The sequence below is a fragment of the Kineococcus auxinigenes genome (assembly GCF_050871525.1).
Lineage (GTDB): Bacteria > Actinomycetota > Actinomycetes > Actinomycetales > Kineococcaceae > Kineococcus.
Window position 1 is genome coordinate 1 of sequence record NZ_JBKBCT010000078.1, and the last position, 18,050, is coordinate 18,050.

Consider the following 18,050-nt stretch of genomic DNA (forward strand, 5'->3'; position numbering starts at 1 on the left):
GGTGATCTTGCACGGTTGAGCACTCAACCGTGCAAGATCACCGCGGAGGGAGGTGCTGTGGTGCGCGACACCCCCTGCGGGGGAGGACCCGCAGGGTCACCGGTGTTGAACAGGACGTGCCGAGCGAGCAGCTCACCCGTCCCCGCCTCTGGGTCCCCACCACCGTCTACGCCACCGCTTCCGCGCAGGCCGAACCGCACGGCCGCGCGATCCTGGACCGCCTCGCCGCCGCCGGCGTGCAGGACGTGCGCCTGCTGAGCGGCGACCGCTTGCCCAGCCTGCGCGGCGCCGACGAGCGCGCCACCTACGCCGCCGCAAAGCGCACCCTGGCCGTCGTCACCAGCCCCGCCTCCAAGCGCCGCCCCTCGCCCATCCCGCCGAGCGCGGACTTCGCCTTCCCGATCGCCGAGGGCTGCCCCGGCCACTGCCAGTACTGCTACCTCGCCGGTTCCCTGGCGGGCCCGCCGATCACCCGCGTGTACGCGGACCTGCCGCGGATCCTCGCCGGGCTGGACGAGGTCGTCGGCACCGGTTCGGTGACCTCCGGCACCGCCGCGCGCGGCCACGAGGGCACCACCTTCGAGGCGTCCTGCTACACCGACCCCCTCGCGATCGAGCACGTCACCGGCTCGCTGGCCGCGACGGTCGCGCACTTCGGCACCCACGACTGGCCCGGGCCGGTGCAGCTGCGCCTGACGACGAAGTACGACGACGTCGACGGCCTGCTGGCCCTGCCGCACGGCGGGCGCACCCGCGTGCGCGCCTCCGTGAACGTGCCGGAGGTCGAGCGCTTCGAGGGCGGCACCGCCCGGGTGGGTGCCCGGCTGCGGGCCCTGGGCCGCCTGGCGCGCGCCGGGTACCCGGTCGGCCTGACGATCGCGCCGATCATGCCGGTGGAGGACTGGCGGTCGGCGTACGGGGAGCTGCTGGCGTCGGCCGCCGCGGAGCTGGCCGACGTTCCGGGGCTGGACCTGACCGTGGAGTGCATCACCCACCGGTTCACCCCGAAGAGCAAGGAGGTGCAGCTCGGCTGGTACCCGCGCACGAAGCTGGACCTGGACGAGAGCACCCGCACCCGCAAGCACGGCAGGTTCGGCGCCGTGAAGCACGTGTACGACGCGGGCACGGTGCGCGAGCTGCGCTCGTGGTTCGAGCAGGCACTGGCCCGTGAGCTGCCCGCGGCCCGGTACCTGTACTGGACGTGATCCTCGAGCCCGCCCCGGCCGGCGACGTTCAGCCGGTGCCCCCGCGCGCCGATGGCACCGGGGTGGGCAGCACCCGCCAGGACGAGGTCGACGAGCAGCAGGCGCTGCTCGTCGACCTGCTGACCCTGGTGTCCGAGCCCGCCGAGCCGGCCGAGGTGCTTCAGCTCGCCGTGCAGCACCTCGCCCCGTCGGGGTCCCTCGTCGGTGCGGTGGCGCACGTCCCCGGCGAGCGCGGCCCCGAGGTGGTGGCCGCCGGCGCGTCCGCGGGCACCGGCGAGCTGCGCGTCCCGCTGCGCCTGGCGGGGCTGGACCTGGGGGAGCTGGTGCTGATCACCCGTGCCGGGCCGCCGCCGTCGCACGTGGTGGCGAGCCTGGCGCACCACGTCGCGCTCACCGTGCGCAGCGCCGTCCTGCGCCGCGAGCGGGCCTTCGACGCCGCCGCCGCGGCGGCCGTGCGCCGACTGTTCGAGGAGGGCTCGCACGCGGACGGCGTCGGGCAGGCGGCCCGGCTGCTGGCGCGGGTGACCGCCGACGTCTTCGGCACCGAGCGCGCCGCCGTGCACGTCACGGACGCCGAGGGCGTGATCCGCACCGTCTACGGCGTCGGCGTGCCGCAGGAGGTCGCCGCGCAGCTGGAGCGCTGCCTGGTGGGGCGGCGTGCCGCCGACTCCCCGGTGTGGTGCCGCGCCGAGCGGGACCGCGCTCCGGTGCTCTCCGACGACGCCCGCGAGCTGCGCCGCACCGGCGGGTTCGCCGAGGTGATGGGCCTGCGCTCGTACGCGGCGATGCCGCTGCTGTCGACCGACGGCCCGGTGGGCATGGCGGTGTGCGGCGACGTCACCGGCCCGCGCCGGTGGACGGCGCGGGAGCGGGAGCTGGCCCGGCAGCTGGCGCTGGAGGGTGCGCTGGTGGTGGACAGCGCCCGGTTGCGCCGCGCCGAGCGGCAGCGCCTGGCGGAGGTCACCGAGCTGGCGAACTCCGACGCCCTGACGGGTCTGGCGAACCGCCGCGCGCTGCTGGACGCGCTGGAGGGCGCGTGCGCCGGCACGGACCCGGCGGCGCTGCTGCTGGTGGACCTCGACGGCTTCAAGGGGGTCAACGACACCCTCGGCCACCACGCGGGTGACGTGCTGCTGCAGCAGGTCGCCACCCGCCTTCGGTCCGTCGTCCCGGAGCCCGGCCTGGTCGCCCGCCTGGGCGGGGACGAGTTCGCCGTCCTGCTGCGCGGCGGACCGGACCGTCCGGTGGGTGCCGCTGCCGCGCTGGCCGCCGCCCGCCGGGTGGAGCGGGTCGTCGCCGAGCCGGTGCGCGTGGACGGCTTCGACGCGCGCGTCAGCGCGAGCGTCGGCGTCGCGCCGGTGCTCCCGGGTGCGGGGCCGGCGGCGGTGCTGCGCGCGGCGGACGAGGCGATGTACCGCTCCAAGCGCACCGGTGCCGGGCCGGTGGTGGCGCAGGAGCCGGTCCCGGGCTGACCGGCCTCCTGCGGCGGGTGCGGGAGGATGCGGGGGTGACCACCACCCCCGTCGTGCCCCCGTTCGGCCTGCTCCTGGACGTCGACGGGCCGGTCGCCAGCCCCGTCACCCGCACCGTCAGCGCGCCCGGTCTGCTGGACAGCCTGCTGGAGCTGCTGGCAGCGGGCGTCCCGGTGGTGTTCAACACGGGCCGCTCGGACCACTTCCTGCGCGAGAACGTGGTGGCGCCGCTGCTGGCGGCGGGCCTGCCGGCGACGGCGCGGTTGCACGCGGTGTGCGAGAAGGGCGCGGTGCACTTCTCCATCACCGCCGACGGCGCCGGCCCGCTGCACGTGGACGCCGGCCTCGCGGTGCCGCCGGCGGCGGTGCAGGCGCTGGAGTCGCTGGCCCGGCGCGACTTCGCGGACACGATGTTCGTGGACCCCGGCAAGCACGCCATGGTCTCGATCGAGCAGCGCGTGGAGGTGCCCAGCGCCGACTACCTCGCCGCGCAGCAGCGCTTCGACGCCGCCGCGGTGGAGGTCGTGACGGGTCTGGGGATGGGCGTCGAGCGCCGCGGCGAGCGCTGGCCGGACGCCGACGGGCGGGTGGGCTGGCGGGTGGACCCCACGATCATCTCCACCGACGTGGAGTCGGTGCTGCTGGGCAAGGACCGCGGCGCGCAGACGGCGCTGCGGCTGCTGGCGGCAGACGGGCCGCTGCCGGCCGCGTGGCGCACCGCGGGGGACTCGCGCACCGACTACGCGATGGCGGACTGGCTGCACGCGCAGGGGTACGCCGTCGCCCACGTCGACGTCCGTCCCGCCGACGGGGTGCCGGAGACGCCCTACCCGGTGCTGGCGTCCTGGAACAGCGTGCACGACGAGGCGGGGGCGGCGTGGCTGTCGCGGCTGGCGGCGGTGGTGCGCGGCGAGGCGGCCGACGACGCGGGTTTCGACGAGCACCTCGCGGCCTGAGCCCCTGTGCGCATACTGGGAGTGTGGAACTGACTGCGCTGAGTGCGCGACGCGGCGGATCGCCGGTGCGTGCGCTCTCCCGGGCCCCGCGCCCGGGCGCGGTGCACCGGCCGTGAGGGACCTCGAACGGCTGCGCGCCGCGGTCGCCGACCCCGCGCGCCTGGCCGCCGTGGACGCCTGCGGTCTGGACGGCGACGCGCGCGACGCCGACCTCGAGGGCGTCGTCGCGCACGTCGCCGGCGTGCTGCGCGCACCGGTGGCGGCGCTGGAGCTCGTCCGCCCCGGCCGGCAGTGGTTCCCCGCCCACCGGGGCCTGCGCTCGGCGCACGCGGAGGTCCCCGACGAGCTGTCCCCGGGCGCGCACGTGGTCACCACGGGCGCGCCCCTGAACGTGGCCGACGCCCGCGGTCACCCCGTGTTCCGGCACCACCCCCTGGCGGCCCGCGGCCTGGTGCGCTCGTACCTGGGCGTGCCCCTCGTCGACGAGGACGGCTTCGTCCTGGGTGCGCTGTCGGTGGCCGACCGGCACCCGCGGCGGTTCTGCGCCGCGGACCGCGAGGTCCTGCGCAGCCAGGCGCACCTGGTGCGCACGCTGCTGGCCCTGCGCCGCCGGGTGGGCGCCCACGAGCGCGACGCCCGCCTGCTGGAGGCCCAGCGCGACGTGCTGGAGGCGGTCGCCGCCGGGCACCCGCTGCCGGCGGTGCTGGAGCGCCTGGCCCGGCACGTCGAGGCGCTGCTGGGCCCGGACGTCCTGTGCGCGGTGCTGCTGGCCGACGAGGACGGCACCACCATGCGCGACGGCGCGGGACCGAGCCTGCCGGCCGCCTACCGGGCGGCCGTGGACGGCCTGCCCGTCGCCGAGGGCGTCGGCTCCTGCGGCACCGCGCTGCACCGGCGCGCACCGGTCGTCACCGCGGACATCACCACCGCCCCCGAGTGGAGCCGGTACCGCGCGCTGGCCGCCGAGCACGGCCTGGCGGCGTGCACCTCCCTGCCGGTGCTCGGCGAGGACGGCACCGCCCTGGGCACCTTCGCGCTGTACCGCCGCAGCCCGGGGGCCGTGCCGGTGGACGGCGTGGTCCCCGCCCTGCGGGACCTGACCCGCGTGGCCGTCGAGCGCGACCGCTCGGCGCGGGAGCTGACCCGGCTGGCCACCCTCGACACGGTGACCGACCTGCTGAACCGCACCGCGTTCCTCGACGCCGCCCGGCGCGCCCTGGCCGTCGCTCCCGCCGCCGGGGCCGTCCACGCGGTCCTGCTGGCCGACGTGGACCACTTCAAGATGGTCAACGACTCCCTGGGGCACGCGGCCGGCGACGCCTACCTGCGCACGGCGGCCGACGCGCTGCGCTCGGCGCTGCGCCCGCACGACGTCGTGTGCCGCTTCGCCGGCGACGCCTTCACCGCCGTCCTGCCGCACGTCGACCCGGGTGCCGCCCTGGAGGTGGCGGAGCGGGTGGGGGCGTGCTTCACCCTGCCGGTGCACGTGCCCGGTCACGTGCTGCACCTGACGGCCAGCACGGGCCTGACCACCACGGCGCTCAGCGGCACGGCCGACCTGGACGTCCTGCTGCGCGACGCCGACGAGGCCATGCACGTCGCCAAGCGCTCGGGCCGCTCCCGGGTGCGGGTGTACGACGCGGAGATGCAGCGGCGCGCGGCGGCCGTGCTCGGCACGGGGCTGGCCCTGCGCGACGCCGTGGGCACCGACCAGTTCTCCCTGCACTACCAGCCGGAGGTGGAGACCGTCTCCGGGCGGCTGGTCGGGTTCGAGGCGCTGCTGCGCTGGACGCGGCCCGGGGTGGGGCCGGTGCCGCCGTCGGAGTTCATCCCCGTCGCCGAGGGCAGCGGGCTCATCGCCGAGCTGGGCCGGCGGGTCCTGACCTCCGCCTGCCACCAGATGGCCCGCTGGCGCGCCGAGCACCCCTCGGCGCGCGACCTGACGGTCTGGGTGAACGTCTCACCGCACCAGCTCGGCGACGAGGGGTTCGCCGACGAGGTCGTCGCCGCCCTGGCGGGGGCGGGTCTGCCCGGCACCGCCCTGGGCCTGGAGATCACCGAGTCCGCCCTCATGGTGGACGAGGCGGCGGCCTGCTCGATCCTGAGCCGGCTGCGCCGCCTGGGCGTGCGCGTCGCCGTGGACGACTTCGGCACCGGCTACTCCAGCCTGTCGACGCTGCGGACCCTGCCGGTGGACGTCGTCAAGGTCGACCGCTCGTTCACCGCCCGCCTCGGGGAGGGGCCCGGCGACGTGCGCATCGTCGACGCGATCGTCGCGGTGGCGCACGCGCTCGGGCTGTCGGTCGTCGCCGAGGGCGTCGAGGACGAGCACCAGCGCGACGTGCTGCACGCCCTGGACTGCGACCTGGCGCAGGGGTACCTGTTCGGGCGGCCGGCTCCCGCCGAGCACTTCGCGCAGGCCCTCGCGCTGCGCGGCCGGGCCCGGGGCGGGCGCGCGGGCACCCGGCACGGGCTGGCCCCCGCGGTGCCCGGGCGCGCTTAGAGTTCCCCCGTGGCTCGCGTCGACACCCAGTACGAGGACCTGCTGCGCCACGTCGCGGCGAACGGCACCCCCAAGGCCGACCGCACCGGCACCGGCACCCGCTCGTGGTTCGGCGCGCAGCTGCGCTACGACCTCTCGGCCGGCTTCCCGCTCATCACCACCAAGCGGGTGCACTTCAAGTCGGTGGCGCTGGAGCTGCTGTGGTTCCTGCGCGGGGACGGCAACGTGCGCTGGCTGCAGGAGCGCGGCGTGACGATCTGGGACGAGTGGGCCGACGCGAACGGCGACCTCGGCCCCGTGTACGGCGTGCAGTGGCGCTCCTGGCCCACCCCGGACGGCCGGCACGTCGACCAGATCGCGCAGGTGCTCGACACGCTGCGCACCGACCCGGACTCGCGGCGCATGGTCGTCTCCGCCTGGAACGTCGGCGAGCTGGAGGAGATGGCGCTGGCGCCCTGCCACGCGCTGTTCCAGTTCCACGTGGCCGGCGGGCGGCTGTCGTGCCAGCTGTACCAGCGCAGCGCGGACCTCTTCCTCGGCGTGCCGTTCAACATCGCCTCCTACGCGCTGCTGACCCACCTGGTCGCCGCCGAGGTCGGCCTGGAGGTCGGCGACCTCGTCTGGACCGGCGGGGACGTCCACGTCTACGACAACCACGTCGAGCAGGTCGCCGAGCAGCTGTCCCGCGAGCCGCACCCGTTCCCCGCGCTGCGGGTGGCGCCCAGGCCGTTCGGCGAGCACGAGTGGACGGACTTCGAGCTGCTCGACTACGTGCACCACCCCGCCATCAAGGCGCCGGTCGCGGTCTGAGCGGTGCGCACGGCGGGGGGAGCACGCGTGATCGGCCAGTGATCGGCATGGTGTGGGCGCAGTCGCCCGACGGCGTCATCGGCGACGGCGGGCGCCTGCCGTGGCGGGTCCCGGAGGACCTGGCGCACTTCAAGCGGCTCACCGCGGGAGCCGCGGTCCTCATGGGCCGCGCCACCTGGGACTCGCTGCCCCCGCGGTTCCGCCCCCTGCCCGGGCGGCGCAACGTGGTCCTGACCCGCGACCGCTCCTGGAGCGCCGAGGGCGCCGAGGCCGCCCACGACCTGGACACCGCCCTGGACGACGCGCTCGACGCGGGCGACGTGTGGGTGGTCGGGGGCGGTCAGGTCTACCGGGCGGCCCTGGCGCGCGCCGACGTCCTCGTCGTCACCGACGTCGACGTGCGGGTGGCCGGGGACACCACGGCCCCCGAGGTCGGCGACGGCTGGGTCCTCACCGCGCAGGAGCCGGCCGACGGCTGGGCGACCTCCAGCGCGGGGCCGCGGTTCCGGATCCGGACCCTGCGGCGCGCGACGGGCTGAACCGCCCGCCGACCCCTCGCGCGCACCGCCGCCGCGTGCGACCGTGGGGTGTCGGCCCGGCGCCCGGGCCCCGCGCGAGGAGGTCCGCGATGACCGTTCTGGTGTCCCTCGTCGTCATCCTGCTGGTCGCCGCCCTGGTGGGCCGCACCGTGGCGCGCTCGCGCCCCGGTGCCCGCCCGCGCAGCGGCGAACCGCGCGCCGGTCTGGGCATCGAGCTGCCGGACGTGGTCGGCGAGCGCCGCACCCGCCCCGGCCGCTGACGCGCCGCGGCCGGCGCGGCGGTCCGGTCCGGGCCCGCTCAGTCCACGTCGACGCCGAAGTCCTGCGCGATGCCGCGCAGCCCGTTCGCGTAGCCCTGCCCGACGGCGCGGAACTTCCACTCCGCCTCGCGCCGGTACACCTCGCCGAACACCATGGCGGTCTCGGTGGAGGCGTCCTCGGACAGGTCGAAGCGCACGACCTCCTCGCCGGTGGCGCGGTCCACGAGCCGGATGAACGCGCCGTGCACCTGCCCGAAGCTCTGCCGGCGCGCCTCGGCGTCGTGGATGGACACGGCGAAGACGATCCGCTGGCACTGCGGCGGCACCGACAGCAGGTCCACCTCGACGACCTCGTCGTCGCCCTCGCCCTCGCCGGTGCGGTTGTCGCCGGTGTGCCGCACGGAGCCCTCGGGGCTGGTGAGCTGGTTGTAGAAGACGAAGTGGGCGTCGGAGAGGACCTTGCCGCCGGCACCGAGCAGCAGCGCGCTGGCGTCCAGGTCGAAGTCGACGCCGGTGGTGGTGCGCACGTCCCAGCCGAGGCCGACGGCGGCCTCCGTGAGGTTCGGCGCCACCTTCGTCAGCGACACGTTGCCGCCCTTGGCGAGCGTCACACCCATCCGGTCCTCCTCGCGTTGTCCTCGCAGCGACGCTACCGGCGCGGCCCGGACGGCACCCGGTGGGCCCCGCGGGGAACAACGTCCCGAGGCAATCGCTTGACCCGAGGGCCGGCGAACGGTCCCCGGTGCCCCCACCGCACCGATCCCGAGGAGAGCCTTGCCCCGCACCCGCCGCCTGCCCGAGCGGGCCGCCTTCTGGCTGGTCGCCGCCACCCTCGCCCTGCTCGTGTCCGCCTCCTCGGCGCCCTCGCCGGTCTTCCCCGTCTACCAGCAGGAGTGGGGCCTGAGCGCCACGACCGTCACGGTCGTCTTCGCCGTCTACGCCGGCACCCTGCTGCTGGCGCTGCTGACCGTCGGCTCCCTCTCGGACCACCTGGGCCGGCGCACCGTCGTCCTCGCCGGCCTCGCCGGGGTGCTGGTGGCGCTCGCCGGCTTCCTCCTCGCCGGCTCCGCCGCGTGGCTGATCGCCGCGCGCGCCCTGCAGGGCGTCGGCACCGGCGCCGCCATCGGCGCCCTCGGCGCGTGGCTGCTCGACCTCGGCGGTGCGCGCACCACCCTCGCGCAGACCCTCAACGGCGCCGCCCCGCCGGTCGGCCTCATGGTCGGTGGCCTGGGCGCCGGCCTGCTCGTGCAGTACGCGCCCGCCCCCGCCCGCCTCGTCTACGCCGTGCTCGCCGTCCTCCTCGTCGCCTGCGCCGTCCTGCTGCTGGCGGCCCCGGAGACCTCCCCGCGCACCCCGGGCGCCCGCGCCTCCCTCGCGCCGTCGGTGCGGGTCCCCGCCGCCACCCGCCCGGTCCTGGTGGCGCTGGCCCCCGCCCTGACCGGCAGCTGGGCCCTGGGCGGGCTCTTCCTCGGCCTGGGCCCCTCGGTCGCCGCGACCGTGCTGGGCCGCACCGACCACCTCGTCGGCGGCCTCGTCGTCGCCAGCCTCACCGGCACCGGTGCGCTCGTGGGCGTCCTGACCCGGAACCTGCCGGCCCGCCGGGTCGCGCTCGCCGGCTCCGCCGCGTTCCTGGTCGGCCCCGCCCTGCTGGTCGTCGCCCTGCAGTCGGCGTCCACGCCGCTGTTCTTCACCGCCTCGGTGGTCTCCGGCCTCGGCTTCGGCGCCGCCTTCCAGGGGGGCCTGCGCGCCGTGGTCGCCACCGCGCCGGCCGCCGAGCGCGCCGGCGTCCTGTCCGCCGTCTACGTCATGTGCTACCTCGCCTTCGGCGTGCCGTCGGTCGTCGGCGGGCTGCTGACCCCGCACGTCGGCCTGCGCGCCGTCGCCGAGGGCTACGCCGTCCTCGTCGCCCTCCTGGGCGCCACGGCCCTGCTCCTCGCCGCGCGGGCCGCGCGGCGCGCTCCCGCGACCGCCGTGCCCGTCCCGCGCTGACCCGGTTCAGCAGCGACCCGGCGACGACACGGAACCGAGGAGACTCCCGCCGCCGCCCGCCCTACTGTGGAGGGGACGGCTGGCGCCCCGCCCCGTCCTGCCCCGCTCGACGGCGCGCGGTGCACCACCTCACCAGGCTCTCGAGGACCCCCACCGGATGACCGCGCTGCCCACCTCGCCCCCCAGGACCTCCCCCGCCCGCAGCACCTCCACGTTCGGGCTCGTGCTGCTGCTCGGCACCATGGCCGCGCTCGGCGCGGTCACCATCGACCTGTACCTGCCGTCGCTGCCGCAGGTCGCCGACGACCTCGGCACCACCGCCGCGAACGCGCAGCTCACCATCACCGGCGTGCTCGTGGGGTCCGCCCTCGGGCAGCTCGTCAGCGGCCCCCTCAGCGACGCCTACGGCCGCCGCCGCCCCGCGATCGCCGGCTTCGCCGTCTACGTCGTGGCGGCACTGCTGTGCGCGATCGCCCCCAGCCTGCCCACCCTGGTCGCCGCCCGCTTCCTCGCGGGGATGGGCGCCGCCGCCGGCTCGGTCGTCGGCATGGCGATCATCCGCGACCTGTTCACCGGCCCGGCCGCGGCGCGGCTGATGTCCCGGCTGATCCTCGTCATCGGCGTGGCCCCGCTGTTCGCGCCCACGATCGGCGGCGCGATCGCCGAGCACACCGGCTGGCGCCCCGTGCTGGCGCTGCTGGCGGTGGCCGGCCTGCTGGTCCTGCTGGCGGTGTGGCGCCGGCTGCCGGAGACCCGGCCCGAGCTGGCCGTCGAGGTGCCCGCGCAGGCCTCCCGCGCACCCTCCTCGGCCGCCGCGCGCGCCGTGCCGGTGACCCGTCGCCGCGGTGGTCGGGTGCTGCGCAGCTTCAGCGGGTACGGCGCCCTCGTGCGCGACCGCCGCTTCATGGCCCTGGCGGTCGTGCCGGGCCTGGCGATGTCCGTGGTGATGAGCTACGTGGCGACCTCCCCGTTCGTCTTCCAGGACGGCTTCGGGCTGAGCACCACGCAGTTCGCGGTCCTGTTCGCCGTCATGGGCGTCGCGCTCGTCGGCGGCAGCCAGGTCAACGCCGCGCTCGTGCAGCGCTTCGGCTCCCCGGCGCTGCTGCGGGTGGGCGTCACCGCGGCGCTGACGCTGTCGCTGGTGCTGGGCGGCGTCGTCCTGTCCGGCGTGGACGAGCTGCTGGCCTTCGTGGTCCCGCTGTGGCTGCTGCTGCTCACCCTGGGCCTGATCATGCCGAACGCGGTGACGATGGCCCTGGAGCCGTACGGCGCCAGCGCCGGCGCGGCCGCGGCGCTGGTGACGGCCCTGCAGTCCGGCGTGGGCGGCCTGGTCGGCGTCGTCACCGGCCTGCTCGGCGGTGACGCGCACGCCATGGCCTCCGTCATCGCGGTCGCCACGGCCCTGGCCCTGGTGCTGGTCACCGCGGTGGCGGCGGCGGACCGCCGCACCGCCGCGGCCCGCGCTCACGCCGACCACGCCTGACCCCTCCCGGCCCGCGCCGGGGCGCACCCCCCGGCGCGGGCCTAGGCTCCGGTCATGAGCTCGATCACCGACCAGCGCCCGGCGGCCGAGGACGTCGACCCCTCCGTGCGCCCGCAGGACGACCTCTTCCGCCACGTCAACGGTCGCTGGCTGGCCACGGCCGAGATCCCCGAGGACCGGGCCGTCGACGGCGCCTTCGTGCGGCTGCGCGACCAGTCCGAGGCCGAGTGCCGCGCCATCGTCGAGGCCGCCGCCGCGGCCGCCGCCGACGGCACCGCCGAGCCGGGCGGCGTCCGGCAGAAGATCGGCGACCTGTACGCCTCCTTCATGGACACCGAGCGCGCCGACGCCCTCGGCGTCGGCCCCGTCGCCGGGGAGCTGGAGCAGGTCGACGCCGTGGCCGACCTCGACGGCCTGGTGCGCCTGCTCGGCCGCCTCGACCACCTCGGCGTGGGCGGCCCGTTCGGGTACTGGGTGGACACCGACAACGCGAAGTCCGACGAGTACGTCGTCTACCTCACCCAGTCCGGCCTGGGCCTGCCCGACGAGTCCTACTACCGCGAGGAGCAGTACGCCGACCTGCGCGAGGCGTACGTCGCGCACGTGGAGCGGGTGCTGACCATCGGCGGCCGCCCCGACCCGGCCGGCAGCGCCCGGCGCGTCCTGGAGCTGGAGACGGCGCTCGCGGCCCACCACTGGGACAGGGTGCGCAACCGCGACGCGAACGCCACCTACAACAAGCTGGACCGCGCCGGGCTGGCGGCGCTGCTGCCGGGTGTGGACCTGGCCGCCTGGCTGGGCGCCGCCGGCGTGCCGGAGCAGGCGTTCGCCGAGGTGGTCGTGCGCCAGCCCAGCTACCTGGAGGGCATGGCGCAGGTCCTGACGGGCACCCCCGTCTCGACGTGGCGCGAGTGGCTGGGCTGGCGGGTGCTGCACCAGGCCGCCCCGTACCTGCACGCCGAGCTGGTGGCGGAGAACTTCGCCTTCTACGGCACGACCCTGACCGGCGCCCCGCAGCTGCGCGAGCGCTGGAAGCGCGGCGTCGGCCTGGTGGAGGGCGTGCTGGGGGAGGCGCTGGGCGAGCTGTACGTCGCCGAGCACTTCCCGCCGGAGGCGAAGGCCCGGATGCAGGAGCTGGTCGCGAACCTCGTCGAGGCCTACCGGCAGGACATCGAGGCGCTGGACTGGATGACGCGCGAGACGAAGGACCGCGCGCTGGAGAAGCTGGGCAAGTTCACGCCCAAGATCGGCCACCCCGATCAGTGGCGCGACTACTCCGCCCTGACGATCGAGCGCGGCGACCTGCTGGGCAACGTCCGCCGCGCGTTCGCGTTCGAGGTGGACCGAGAGCTGGCCAAGCTGGGCGGCCCGGTGGACCGCTCGGAGTGGTTCATGACCCCGCAGACGGTCAACGCCTACTACAACCCGGGCCTGAACGAGATCGTCTTCCCCGCGGCGATCCTGCGCCCGCCGTTCTTCTCCCTGGACGCCGACGACGCCGAGAACTACGGCGGCATCGGCGCGGTCATCGGCCACGAGATCGGCCACGGCTTCGACGACCAGGGCTCGAAGTACGACGGCGACGGCAACCTGCGCGACTGGTGGACCGACGCCGACCGCGAGGAGTTCGGGAAGCGGACGCAGGCCCTCATCGCCCAGTACGACGTGCTGGAGCCCCCGGAGACGCCCGGCAAGCACGTCAACGGCGCCCTGACCGTCGGCGAGAACATCGGCGACCTGGGCGGGCTGACGATCGCGCACAAGGCGTACGAGATCGCCCTGGCCGGCCGCGAGGCCCCCGTGGTGGACGGCCTCACCGGCCACCAGCGCCTCTTCGTCGGCTGGGCCCGCGTGTGGTGCGGCAAGGTCCGCCCCGCCGAGGTGGAGCGGCGCCTGGCGATCGACCCGCACTCCCCGCCGGAGTTCCGCTGCAACGCGGTGGTCCGCAACCTCGTGGAGTTCCACGAGGCGTTCGGCGTGCAGCCGGGCGACGGGCTGTGGATGGACCCGGCCGAGCGGGTGCGCATCTGGTGAGGTGCCGCTGACGGGCGGGCGCGCTCAGGTGGCCAGCGCCACCCGGTCGCGCCCGCCGGTCTTGGCCGCGTACAGCGCCCGGTCGGCGGCCAGCAGCAGGTCGTCGGGCGTCGTGCCGTGCTCGGGGCAGGAGGCGACGCCGGCGCTGATGGTGACGCGGACCTCGCTGCCGGCCACGCGCAGCCGGGCGCAGGCGGCCCGCAGCTCCTCGGCGCGCTCGGCGGCCGCGGCGGCTGCCAGGCCGGGCAGGACGACGACGAACTCCTCCCCGCCGTAGCGCACGACGTCCTCGGCGCGGGCGTGCTCGCGCAGGACCGCCGCCACGGCGACCAGCACGGCGTCGCCGACGGCGTGGCCGTGGGTGTCGTTGACGGACTTGAAGTGGTCGACGTCCAGCAGCACGAGGGCCAGGGGCCGTCCGGCGCCGGCGGCCGCCCGCAGCCGCTCGGTGAGGTCGTCGACGAAGCGGCGCCGGTTGCGCAGGCCGGTGAGGGGGTCGCGCGAAGCCTCCTCGGCGAGGTCGGCGCGCAGCCGCTCGATGGTCTCGACGTGCTGGCGCAGCTGCGCGTTGGCCTCCTCCAGGGCGCGCTGCTGGCCGCGCTGGGCGGTGATGTCGCGCAGCACGGCGACGCGGCCGAGGGCGTTCCCGCGGGGGTCGTGGATGCGGCGCACCCGCACGTCCAGGCTGACCTCGCCGAGCTGGACGACGTCCTCGCCCCGCCCGGCGCCGACGGCCGCGGCGAGGGCGGCCCCGACGACGGCCTCCAGCGGCGCGCCGGCGGCGCCGGGCTCCCTGCCGAGCCGCTCGAGCAGCGCCCGGGCCGCGGGGTTGAGGTCGACGACGCGCTGCTGCTCGTCGACCACGACGACGGCGTCCCCGAGCGTGTCGACGACGAGGCCCCGCGCGACGGGCAGCAGGTGCAGCAGGTCCTGGTGCAGCACCGAGAACGCGAAGAGCAGGCCGGTGACCCCGAAGACGGCCGGGGTGGGGTCGATGCTGAGCACCTCCGCCGGCAGCGTCACGGTGACGACGTTGACGAGGGCGGGCGCGGCGATGGCCAGCAGCACGGTGCTCAGCTGCCGCCGCAGCAGCCCGGTGGCGTACCGGCGCTGCCGGGCCACGACGGCCGCGCTGACGGCGACGATCGCGTAGCTGTAGAGGGCGTGCGCCCAGAAGAGCGGCCCGAGGGTGGTCTCGCGCACCACCGGGTCCCCGGTGTGCTCCACGGTGGCGTAGAACAGCCGCGTCGCGGGGTCGGCCAGCAGCGCCAGCTGCACCAGCAGCGGCTCGACGCACAGCACCAGCACCCTGCGGGCGGTGAGGCGGCGCCCCGTGACGGTGTGCGCGAACAGCCGGTTGGCGGCGACGGCACCGGTGATGCCCAGGTACTGCACGTGGACGAGGGCGTCGAGGACAGCGGGGCGCTGGCCGCTGTTGAGCAGCACGACGGCCGCGGCCCACACGCTGACGGACGCCAGGGACGCGGTCAGCGGGACGGCCGCCGGGGTCTGCGCGCGCCGGTGCCAGGTCAGCGCCGCCGTGACGGCGGTGACGACGGAGGCCAGGGCGACGACGAGCGTGAGGGCTCCCACCGTCCGGTCCGCTCCTCCCGCCGTGCCCCGCCGGTCTTCTCCAGCGGGGTCGAGCTTCCCATCGGCCCGCGCGGGGCACGGGTGGACCACCCGTCCGGGTGGTCCACCCTCCCCGTCAGCCCGTCCTCGTCAGCGCTGCGGTGGCCCGGGAGGCAGCCGGGGGTGCAGCAGGTGGGCCACCAGGGCGGTCCAGCCGGTCTGGTGGGTGGCGCCGAGCCCTTCGCCGGTGTCGCCGTCGAAGTACTCGTTGAACGTGGGGTGCTCCCGCCACAGGGGGTCGTCGCTGGCCTCGATGCGGTCGCCGTCGGCGGGTCGCCGCCCGCCCACGGGGCGGAACAGCGAGACGAGGCTGTCGTCGACGAGGTCGGCGGCCTGCACGAGGGTGATGCGCCGCCCGGAGCCGCGCGGGTGCTCGACGGTCACCTCGTCGCCGAAGAAGCGCCCGTAGGTGCGCAGCTTGTCGGCGAGCAGCACGTTGACGGGGAACCAGACGGGCCCGCGCCAGTTGGAGTTGCCGCCGAACAGCGCGGTGCGCGACTCACCGGGCTCGTACACGATCGAGGAGTGCTGACCGCTGACCTCGGTGGTGATGTGCTCCTTGACGGCGGCGGACAGCGACCGGATGCCGTAGTCGGACAGGAACTGCCCGGGGTCGAACATCCGGTCCAGGATGCGGGTCAGCCGCGGCTTGTCGAGCAGCGAGAGCAGCATCTGGCGCCCGTCGCCGTCCGGGCCGGAGCGCGTCAGCAGCGGCAGGGTCAGCTCGGGTCGCCGGCGCTGCAGCCAGCGCAGCCGCGAGGTGAGGTCGGGGCACTCCTCGGAGATCCACGAGGGGACCTCGGTGGCGCCGAGGATGGGCAGCAGCCCGACCATGGAGGGCACGCGCATGGGCTCGGCGGTCCCGTCGGGGTGCAGCAGGACGTCGTAGAAGAAGCCGTCGGACTCGTCCCAGAGCGTCACCTCCTGCGAGCCGAAGGACATCATCGCCTGCGCGATCGACAGGAAGTGCTCGAGGAACTTCGTCGCGGCGTCCTCCCACGCCGGGTCGTGCCGCGACAGCTCCAGCGCGATCTTGAACATCTGCTGGCAGTAGAACGCCATCCAGCTGGTGGCGTCGGACTGCTCCAGCCGGTACCCCGGGGGCAGCTGGGCGGAGCGGTCGAACAGGCCGATGTTGTCCATGCCGAGGAAGCCGCCCTCGAAGAGGTGGGATCCGTCGGCGTCCTTGCGGTTGACCCACCAGGAGAAGTTGAGCAGCAGCTTGGTGAAGACCCGCACGAGGAAGCCCTGGTCGCGGTAGCCGTCCAGGCGGTAGACGTGCCAGGCGGCCCAGGCGTGCACGGGCGGGTTGACGTCGCCGAAGGCCCACTCGTACGCGGGCAGCTGCCCGTTGGGGTGCATGGACCACTCGCGGAGCATGAGGACGAGCTGCTCCTTGGCGAACTCGGGGTCCACGTGCGCCAGCGGGATGCAGTGGAAGGCGAGGTCCCAGGCGGCGAACCAGGGGTACTCCCACTCGTCCGGCATGGAGATCACGTCGGCGAGCGCGAGGTGCCGCCAGCCGGTGTTGCGCCCGCCCTTGGCCCGCCGCGACTCGGGCGCGGGGTCCGTCCAGGGGTCGCCGTCGAGCCACTGCCGCACGTCGTAGCGGTACAGCTGCTTCGTCCACAGGAGCCCCGCGTAGGCGCGCCGGGCGATGTGCCGGTCCGAGGCGCTCAGCTGCTCGGGCAGGACGGCGTCGTAGAAGGTGTCGGCCTCGGTGGCGCGGTCGCGCAGGACGGCGTCGAAGCCGCCGCCGAAGGTGTTCCTGCTCGGGGCGTCCTGGGACAGCCGCAGCCGCACCTCGACGGTCTGCCCGGGCAGCACCTCGTCGAAGCGGTACCAGAAGGCCGCCTTCGTCCCCTGCAGCGCGGGGTTGACCGCGGAGACGTCACCGCGCACGATCCGCCGGTCGATGCCGTCCTTGGTGTACGCCGCCGTGTTGCGCTCGGCGCCGAACAGCTCGACGGCGTTGGTCTCGTTCTCGCAGAACAGCACCTCGGGGGAGCCCTCGGCGCAGACGTAGTACCGGCCGAGGTGGCCGTGCTCGCACTCCACGGCCTCCAGGCCGCCCGCCGACAGCGTGGGGGGCAGGACCTGCGCGAGGGTGCCGCGCCGCTTGTCCCACCCCCAGGACCACGTGTTGCGGAACCAGACCTGCGGCACGAGGTCCAGCGGGGCGGGGTCCGGGCCGTGGTTGGTGGCGGTGATGACGGCGCACACGTCGTCCGGTGACGCCTTGGCGTAGGTCACCTCGACGTCGAAGAAGCGGTTGCCGTCCAGGACGCCGGTGTCGCCGAGCTCGTACTCGCGCTCCTCACGGCTGCGCCGGGCGTTCTCCTCGCGCAGCTGCGCGTAGGGGAACTCCGCCTGCGGGTAGCGGTACAGCCACCGCATCCAGCTGTGCGACGGCGTGCCGTCGACGGCCCACCAGTACTCCTTGACGTCCTCGCCGTGGTTGCCCTCCCCGTTGGTGAGGCCGAAGAGGCGCTCCTTGAGGACCGGGTCCTTCCGGTTCCACAGCGCCACCCCGAGGTTGAGGAAGCCGAAGCGGTCGCAGACGGCACCGAGGCCGTCCTCGCCCCACCGGTAGGCGCGGGCGCGGGCGTGCTCGAACGGGAAGGCGGACCACGCGTCGCCGGAGGCGGAGTAGTCCTCGCGGACGGTGCCCCACTGCCGGCCGGACACGTAGGGGCCCCACAGGCGCCACGGCCCGTCGGGGCCGGGCGACTCGGCCATGCGCGCGTGCTCGGCGCTCGGCTGCCCCTGGGGGGGAGGCGTCTCGGAGGGCTGGTCCACCGCTCCATCCTGCCAACAGCCGCCCGCGCGTGCCGGGTGAGCGGGATGGGACCCGGATCAAGTTGCAGTACAACGGCTTCGGGCCCATCTCCGTGGCGGATTTGGTGGTCGGGCCGGGGCGGCGTACTGTTCTTCTCGTCGCCCGGACGGGGCGGCCGCCGGGGCCGGGAGGCCGCGGGGGTCTGCTGCGGGTGGGTGGTGCGGCAAGCTTGATCGGGAATGGGTTGCAGGTTGGCCTGGCTCCTGGTTACAGTGGGAAAGTTGCCCCTGTTTAGCTGGTCCTCGTGAGGGGGTTGGGTACGGGGTGCGTCCGGTTCTTGAGAACTCAACAGTGTGCCAAGTGTTGATGCCAAATCAATCAACCCCGT

13 protein-coding genes are annotated in these 18,050 nt (G+C 75.4%); 10 read left to right on the forward strand and 3 right to left on the reverse strand.

The annotated features are described in order from the left end of the window. Positions 1 to 116 precede the first annotated feature (116 nt). The 7 genes from ACRYR9_RS16780 to ACRYR9_RS16810 all read left to right on the forward strand — a co-directional run bounded on the left by ACRYR9_RS16780 (position 117) and on the right by ACRYR9_RS16810 (position 7,745). The gene (locus ACRYR9_RS16780) at positions 117 to 1,205 is read left to right on the forward strand and encodes a spore photoproduct lyase family protein (RefSeq protein ID WP_432497868.1); all 1,089 of its coding nucleotides are present in this window, start codon (positions 117 to 119) and stop codon (positions 1,203 to 1,205) included. After that, positions 1,202 to 2,677, forward strand: coding sequence for a diguanylate cyclase domain-containing protein (locus tag ACRYR9_RS16785; protein ID WP_432497865.1), 1,476 nt, complete (start codon positions 1,202 to 1,204; stop codon positions 2,675 to 2,677). Before ACRYR9_RS16780 ends, ACRYR9_RS16785 begins: the two co-directional genes overlap by 4 nt. 35 nt (positions 2,678 to 2,712) lie before the next feature. After that, entirely contained in the window at positions 2,713 to 3,633 is a 921-nt protein-coding gene (locus ACRYR9_RS16790; RefSeq protein ID WP_432497862.1) for a hypothetical protein, read from the forward strand. A 112-nt stretch (positions 3,634 to 3,745) separates the two neighbouring features. Then, positions 3,746 to 6,136, forward strand: coding sequence for a putative bifunctional diguanylate cyclase/phosphodiesterase (locus tag ACRYR9_RS16795; RefSeq protein ID WP_432497859.1), 2,391 nt, complete (start codon positions 3,746 to 3,748; stop codon positions 6,134 to 6,136). 9 nt (positions 6,137 to 6,145) lie between these two features. Continuing rightward, positions 6,146 to 6,946 (forward strand): thymidylate synthase, encoded by an 801-nt coding sequence (locus ACRYR9_RS16800; RefSeq protein ID WP_432497856.1) that lies wholly within the window; start codon positions 6,146 to 6,148, stop codon positions 6,944 to 6,946. Between the two features lie 47 nt (positions 6,947 to 6,993). Beyond that, positions 6,994 to 7,485 carry a dihydrofolate reductase gene (locus ACRYR9_RS16805; RefSeq protein WP_432497874.1) on the forward strand — a complete coding sequence of 164 codons (492 nt, stop codon included), beginning with the start codon at positions 6,994 to 6,996 and terminating at the stop codon, positions 7,483 to 7,485. Between the two features lie 89 nt (positions 7,486 to 7,574). Then, a complete protein-coding gene (locus tag ACRYR9_RS16810) occupies positions 7,575 to 7,745 on the forward strand; it encodes a hypothetical protein (RefSeq protein WP_432497854.1) in 171 nt (56 codons plus the stop codon). Positions 7,746 to 7,783: 38 nt separating this feature from the next. Here the strand turns inward: ACRYR9_RS16810 and ACRYR9_RS16815 are convergent, their stop codons facing one another. Next, positions 7,784 to 8,362: a TerD family protein gene (locus ACRYR9_RS16815; RefSeq protein ID WP_432497852.1), complete on the reverse strand. Its 579-nt coding sequence runs from the start codon at positions 8,360 to 8,362 to the stop codon at positions 7,784 to 7,786. Positions 8,363 to 8,519: 157 nt separating this feature from the next. Here ACRYR9_RS16815 and ACRYR9_RS16820 point away from each other — a divergent pair, with 157 nt between their 5' ends. The 3 genes from ACRYR9_RS16820 to ACRYR9_RS16830 all read left to right on the forward strand — a co-directional run bounded on the left by ACRYR9_RS16820 (position 8,520) and on the right by ACRYR9_RS16830 (position 13,251). Beyond that, positions 8,520 to 9,734: an MFS transporter gene (locus ACRYR9_RS16820; protein WP_432497849.1), complete on the forward strand. Its 1,215-nt coding sequence runs from the start codon at positions 8,520 to 8,522 to the stop codon at positions 9,732 to 9,734. A 157-nt stretch (positions 9,735 to 9,891) separates the two neighbouring features. Beyond that, entirely contained in the window at positions 9,892 to 11,217 is a 1,326-nt protein-coding gene (locus tag ACRYR9_RS16825) for a multidrug effflux MFS transporter (protein WP_432497846.1), read from the forward strand. 54 nt (positions 11,218 to 11,271) lie between these two features. After that, positions 11,272 to 13,251 carry a M13 family metallopeptidase gene (locus ACRYR9_RS16830; protein WP_432497843.1) on the forward strand — a complete coding sequence of 660 codons (1,980 nt, stop codon included), beginning with the start codon at positions 11,272 to 11,274 and terminating at the stop codon, positions 13,249 to 13,251. A gap of 24 nt (positions 13,252 to 13,275) precedes the next feature. Here ACRYR9_RS16830 and ACRYR9_RS16835 read toward each other — a convergent pair whose 3' ends face one another. Continuing rightward, positions 13,276 to 14,844: a GGDEF domain-containing protein gene (locus ACRYR9_RS16835; protein WP_432497841.1), complete on the reverse strand. Its 1,569-nt coding sequence runs from the start codon at positions 14,842 to 14,844 to the stop codon at positions 13,276 to 13,278. Between the two features lie 129 nt (positions 14,845 to 14,973). Then, a complete protein-coding gene (locus tag ACRYR9_RS16840; RefSeq protein WP_432497871.1) occupies positions 14,974 to 17,622 on the reverse strand; it encodes an MGH1-like glycoside hydrolase domain-containing protein in 2,649 nt (882 codons plus the stop codon). Positions 17,623 to 18,050 lie beyond the last annotated feature (428 nt).

Coding starts and splice junctions, on each gene's coding strand:
- ACRYR9_RS16805 (WP_432497874.1), top strand. CDS start 6,994: ATGGTGTGGGCGCAGTCGCCCGACGGCGTCATCGGCGACGGCGGGCGC.
- ACRYR9_RS16810 (WP_432497854.1), top strand. CDS start 7,575: ATGACCGTTCTGGTGTCCCTCGTCGTCATCCTGCTGGTCGCCGCCCTG.
- ACRYR9_RS16815 (WP_432497852.1), bottom strand. CDS start 8,362: ATGGGTGTGACGCTCGCCAAGGGCGGCAACGTGTCGCTGACGAAGGTG.
- ACRYR9_RS16825 (WP_432497846.1), top strand. CDS start 9,892: ATGACCGCGCTGCCCACCTCGCCCCCCAGGACCTCCCCCGCCCGCAGC.
- ACRYR9_RS16830 (WP_432497843.1), top strand. CDS start 11,272: ATGAGCTCGATCACCGACCAGCGCCCGGCGGCCGAGGACGTCGACCCC.
- ACRYR9_RS16840 (WP_432497871.1), bottom strand. CDS start 17,622: ATGGCCGAGTCGCCCGGCCCCGACGGGCCGTGGCGCCTGTGGGGCCCC.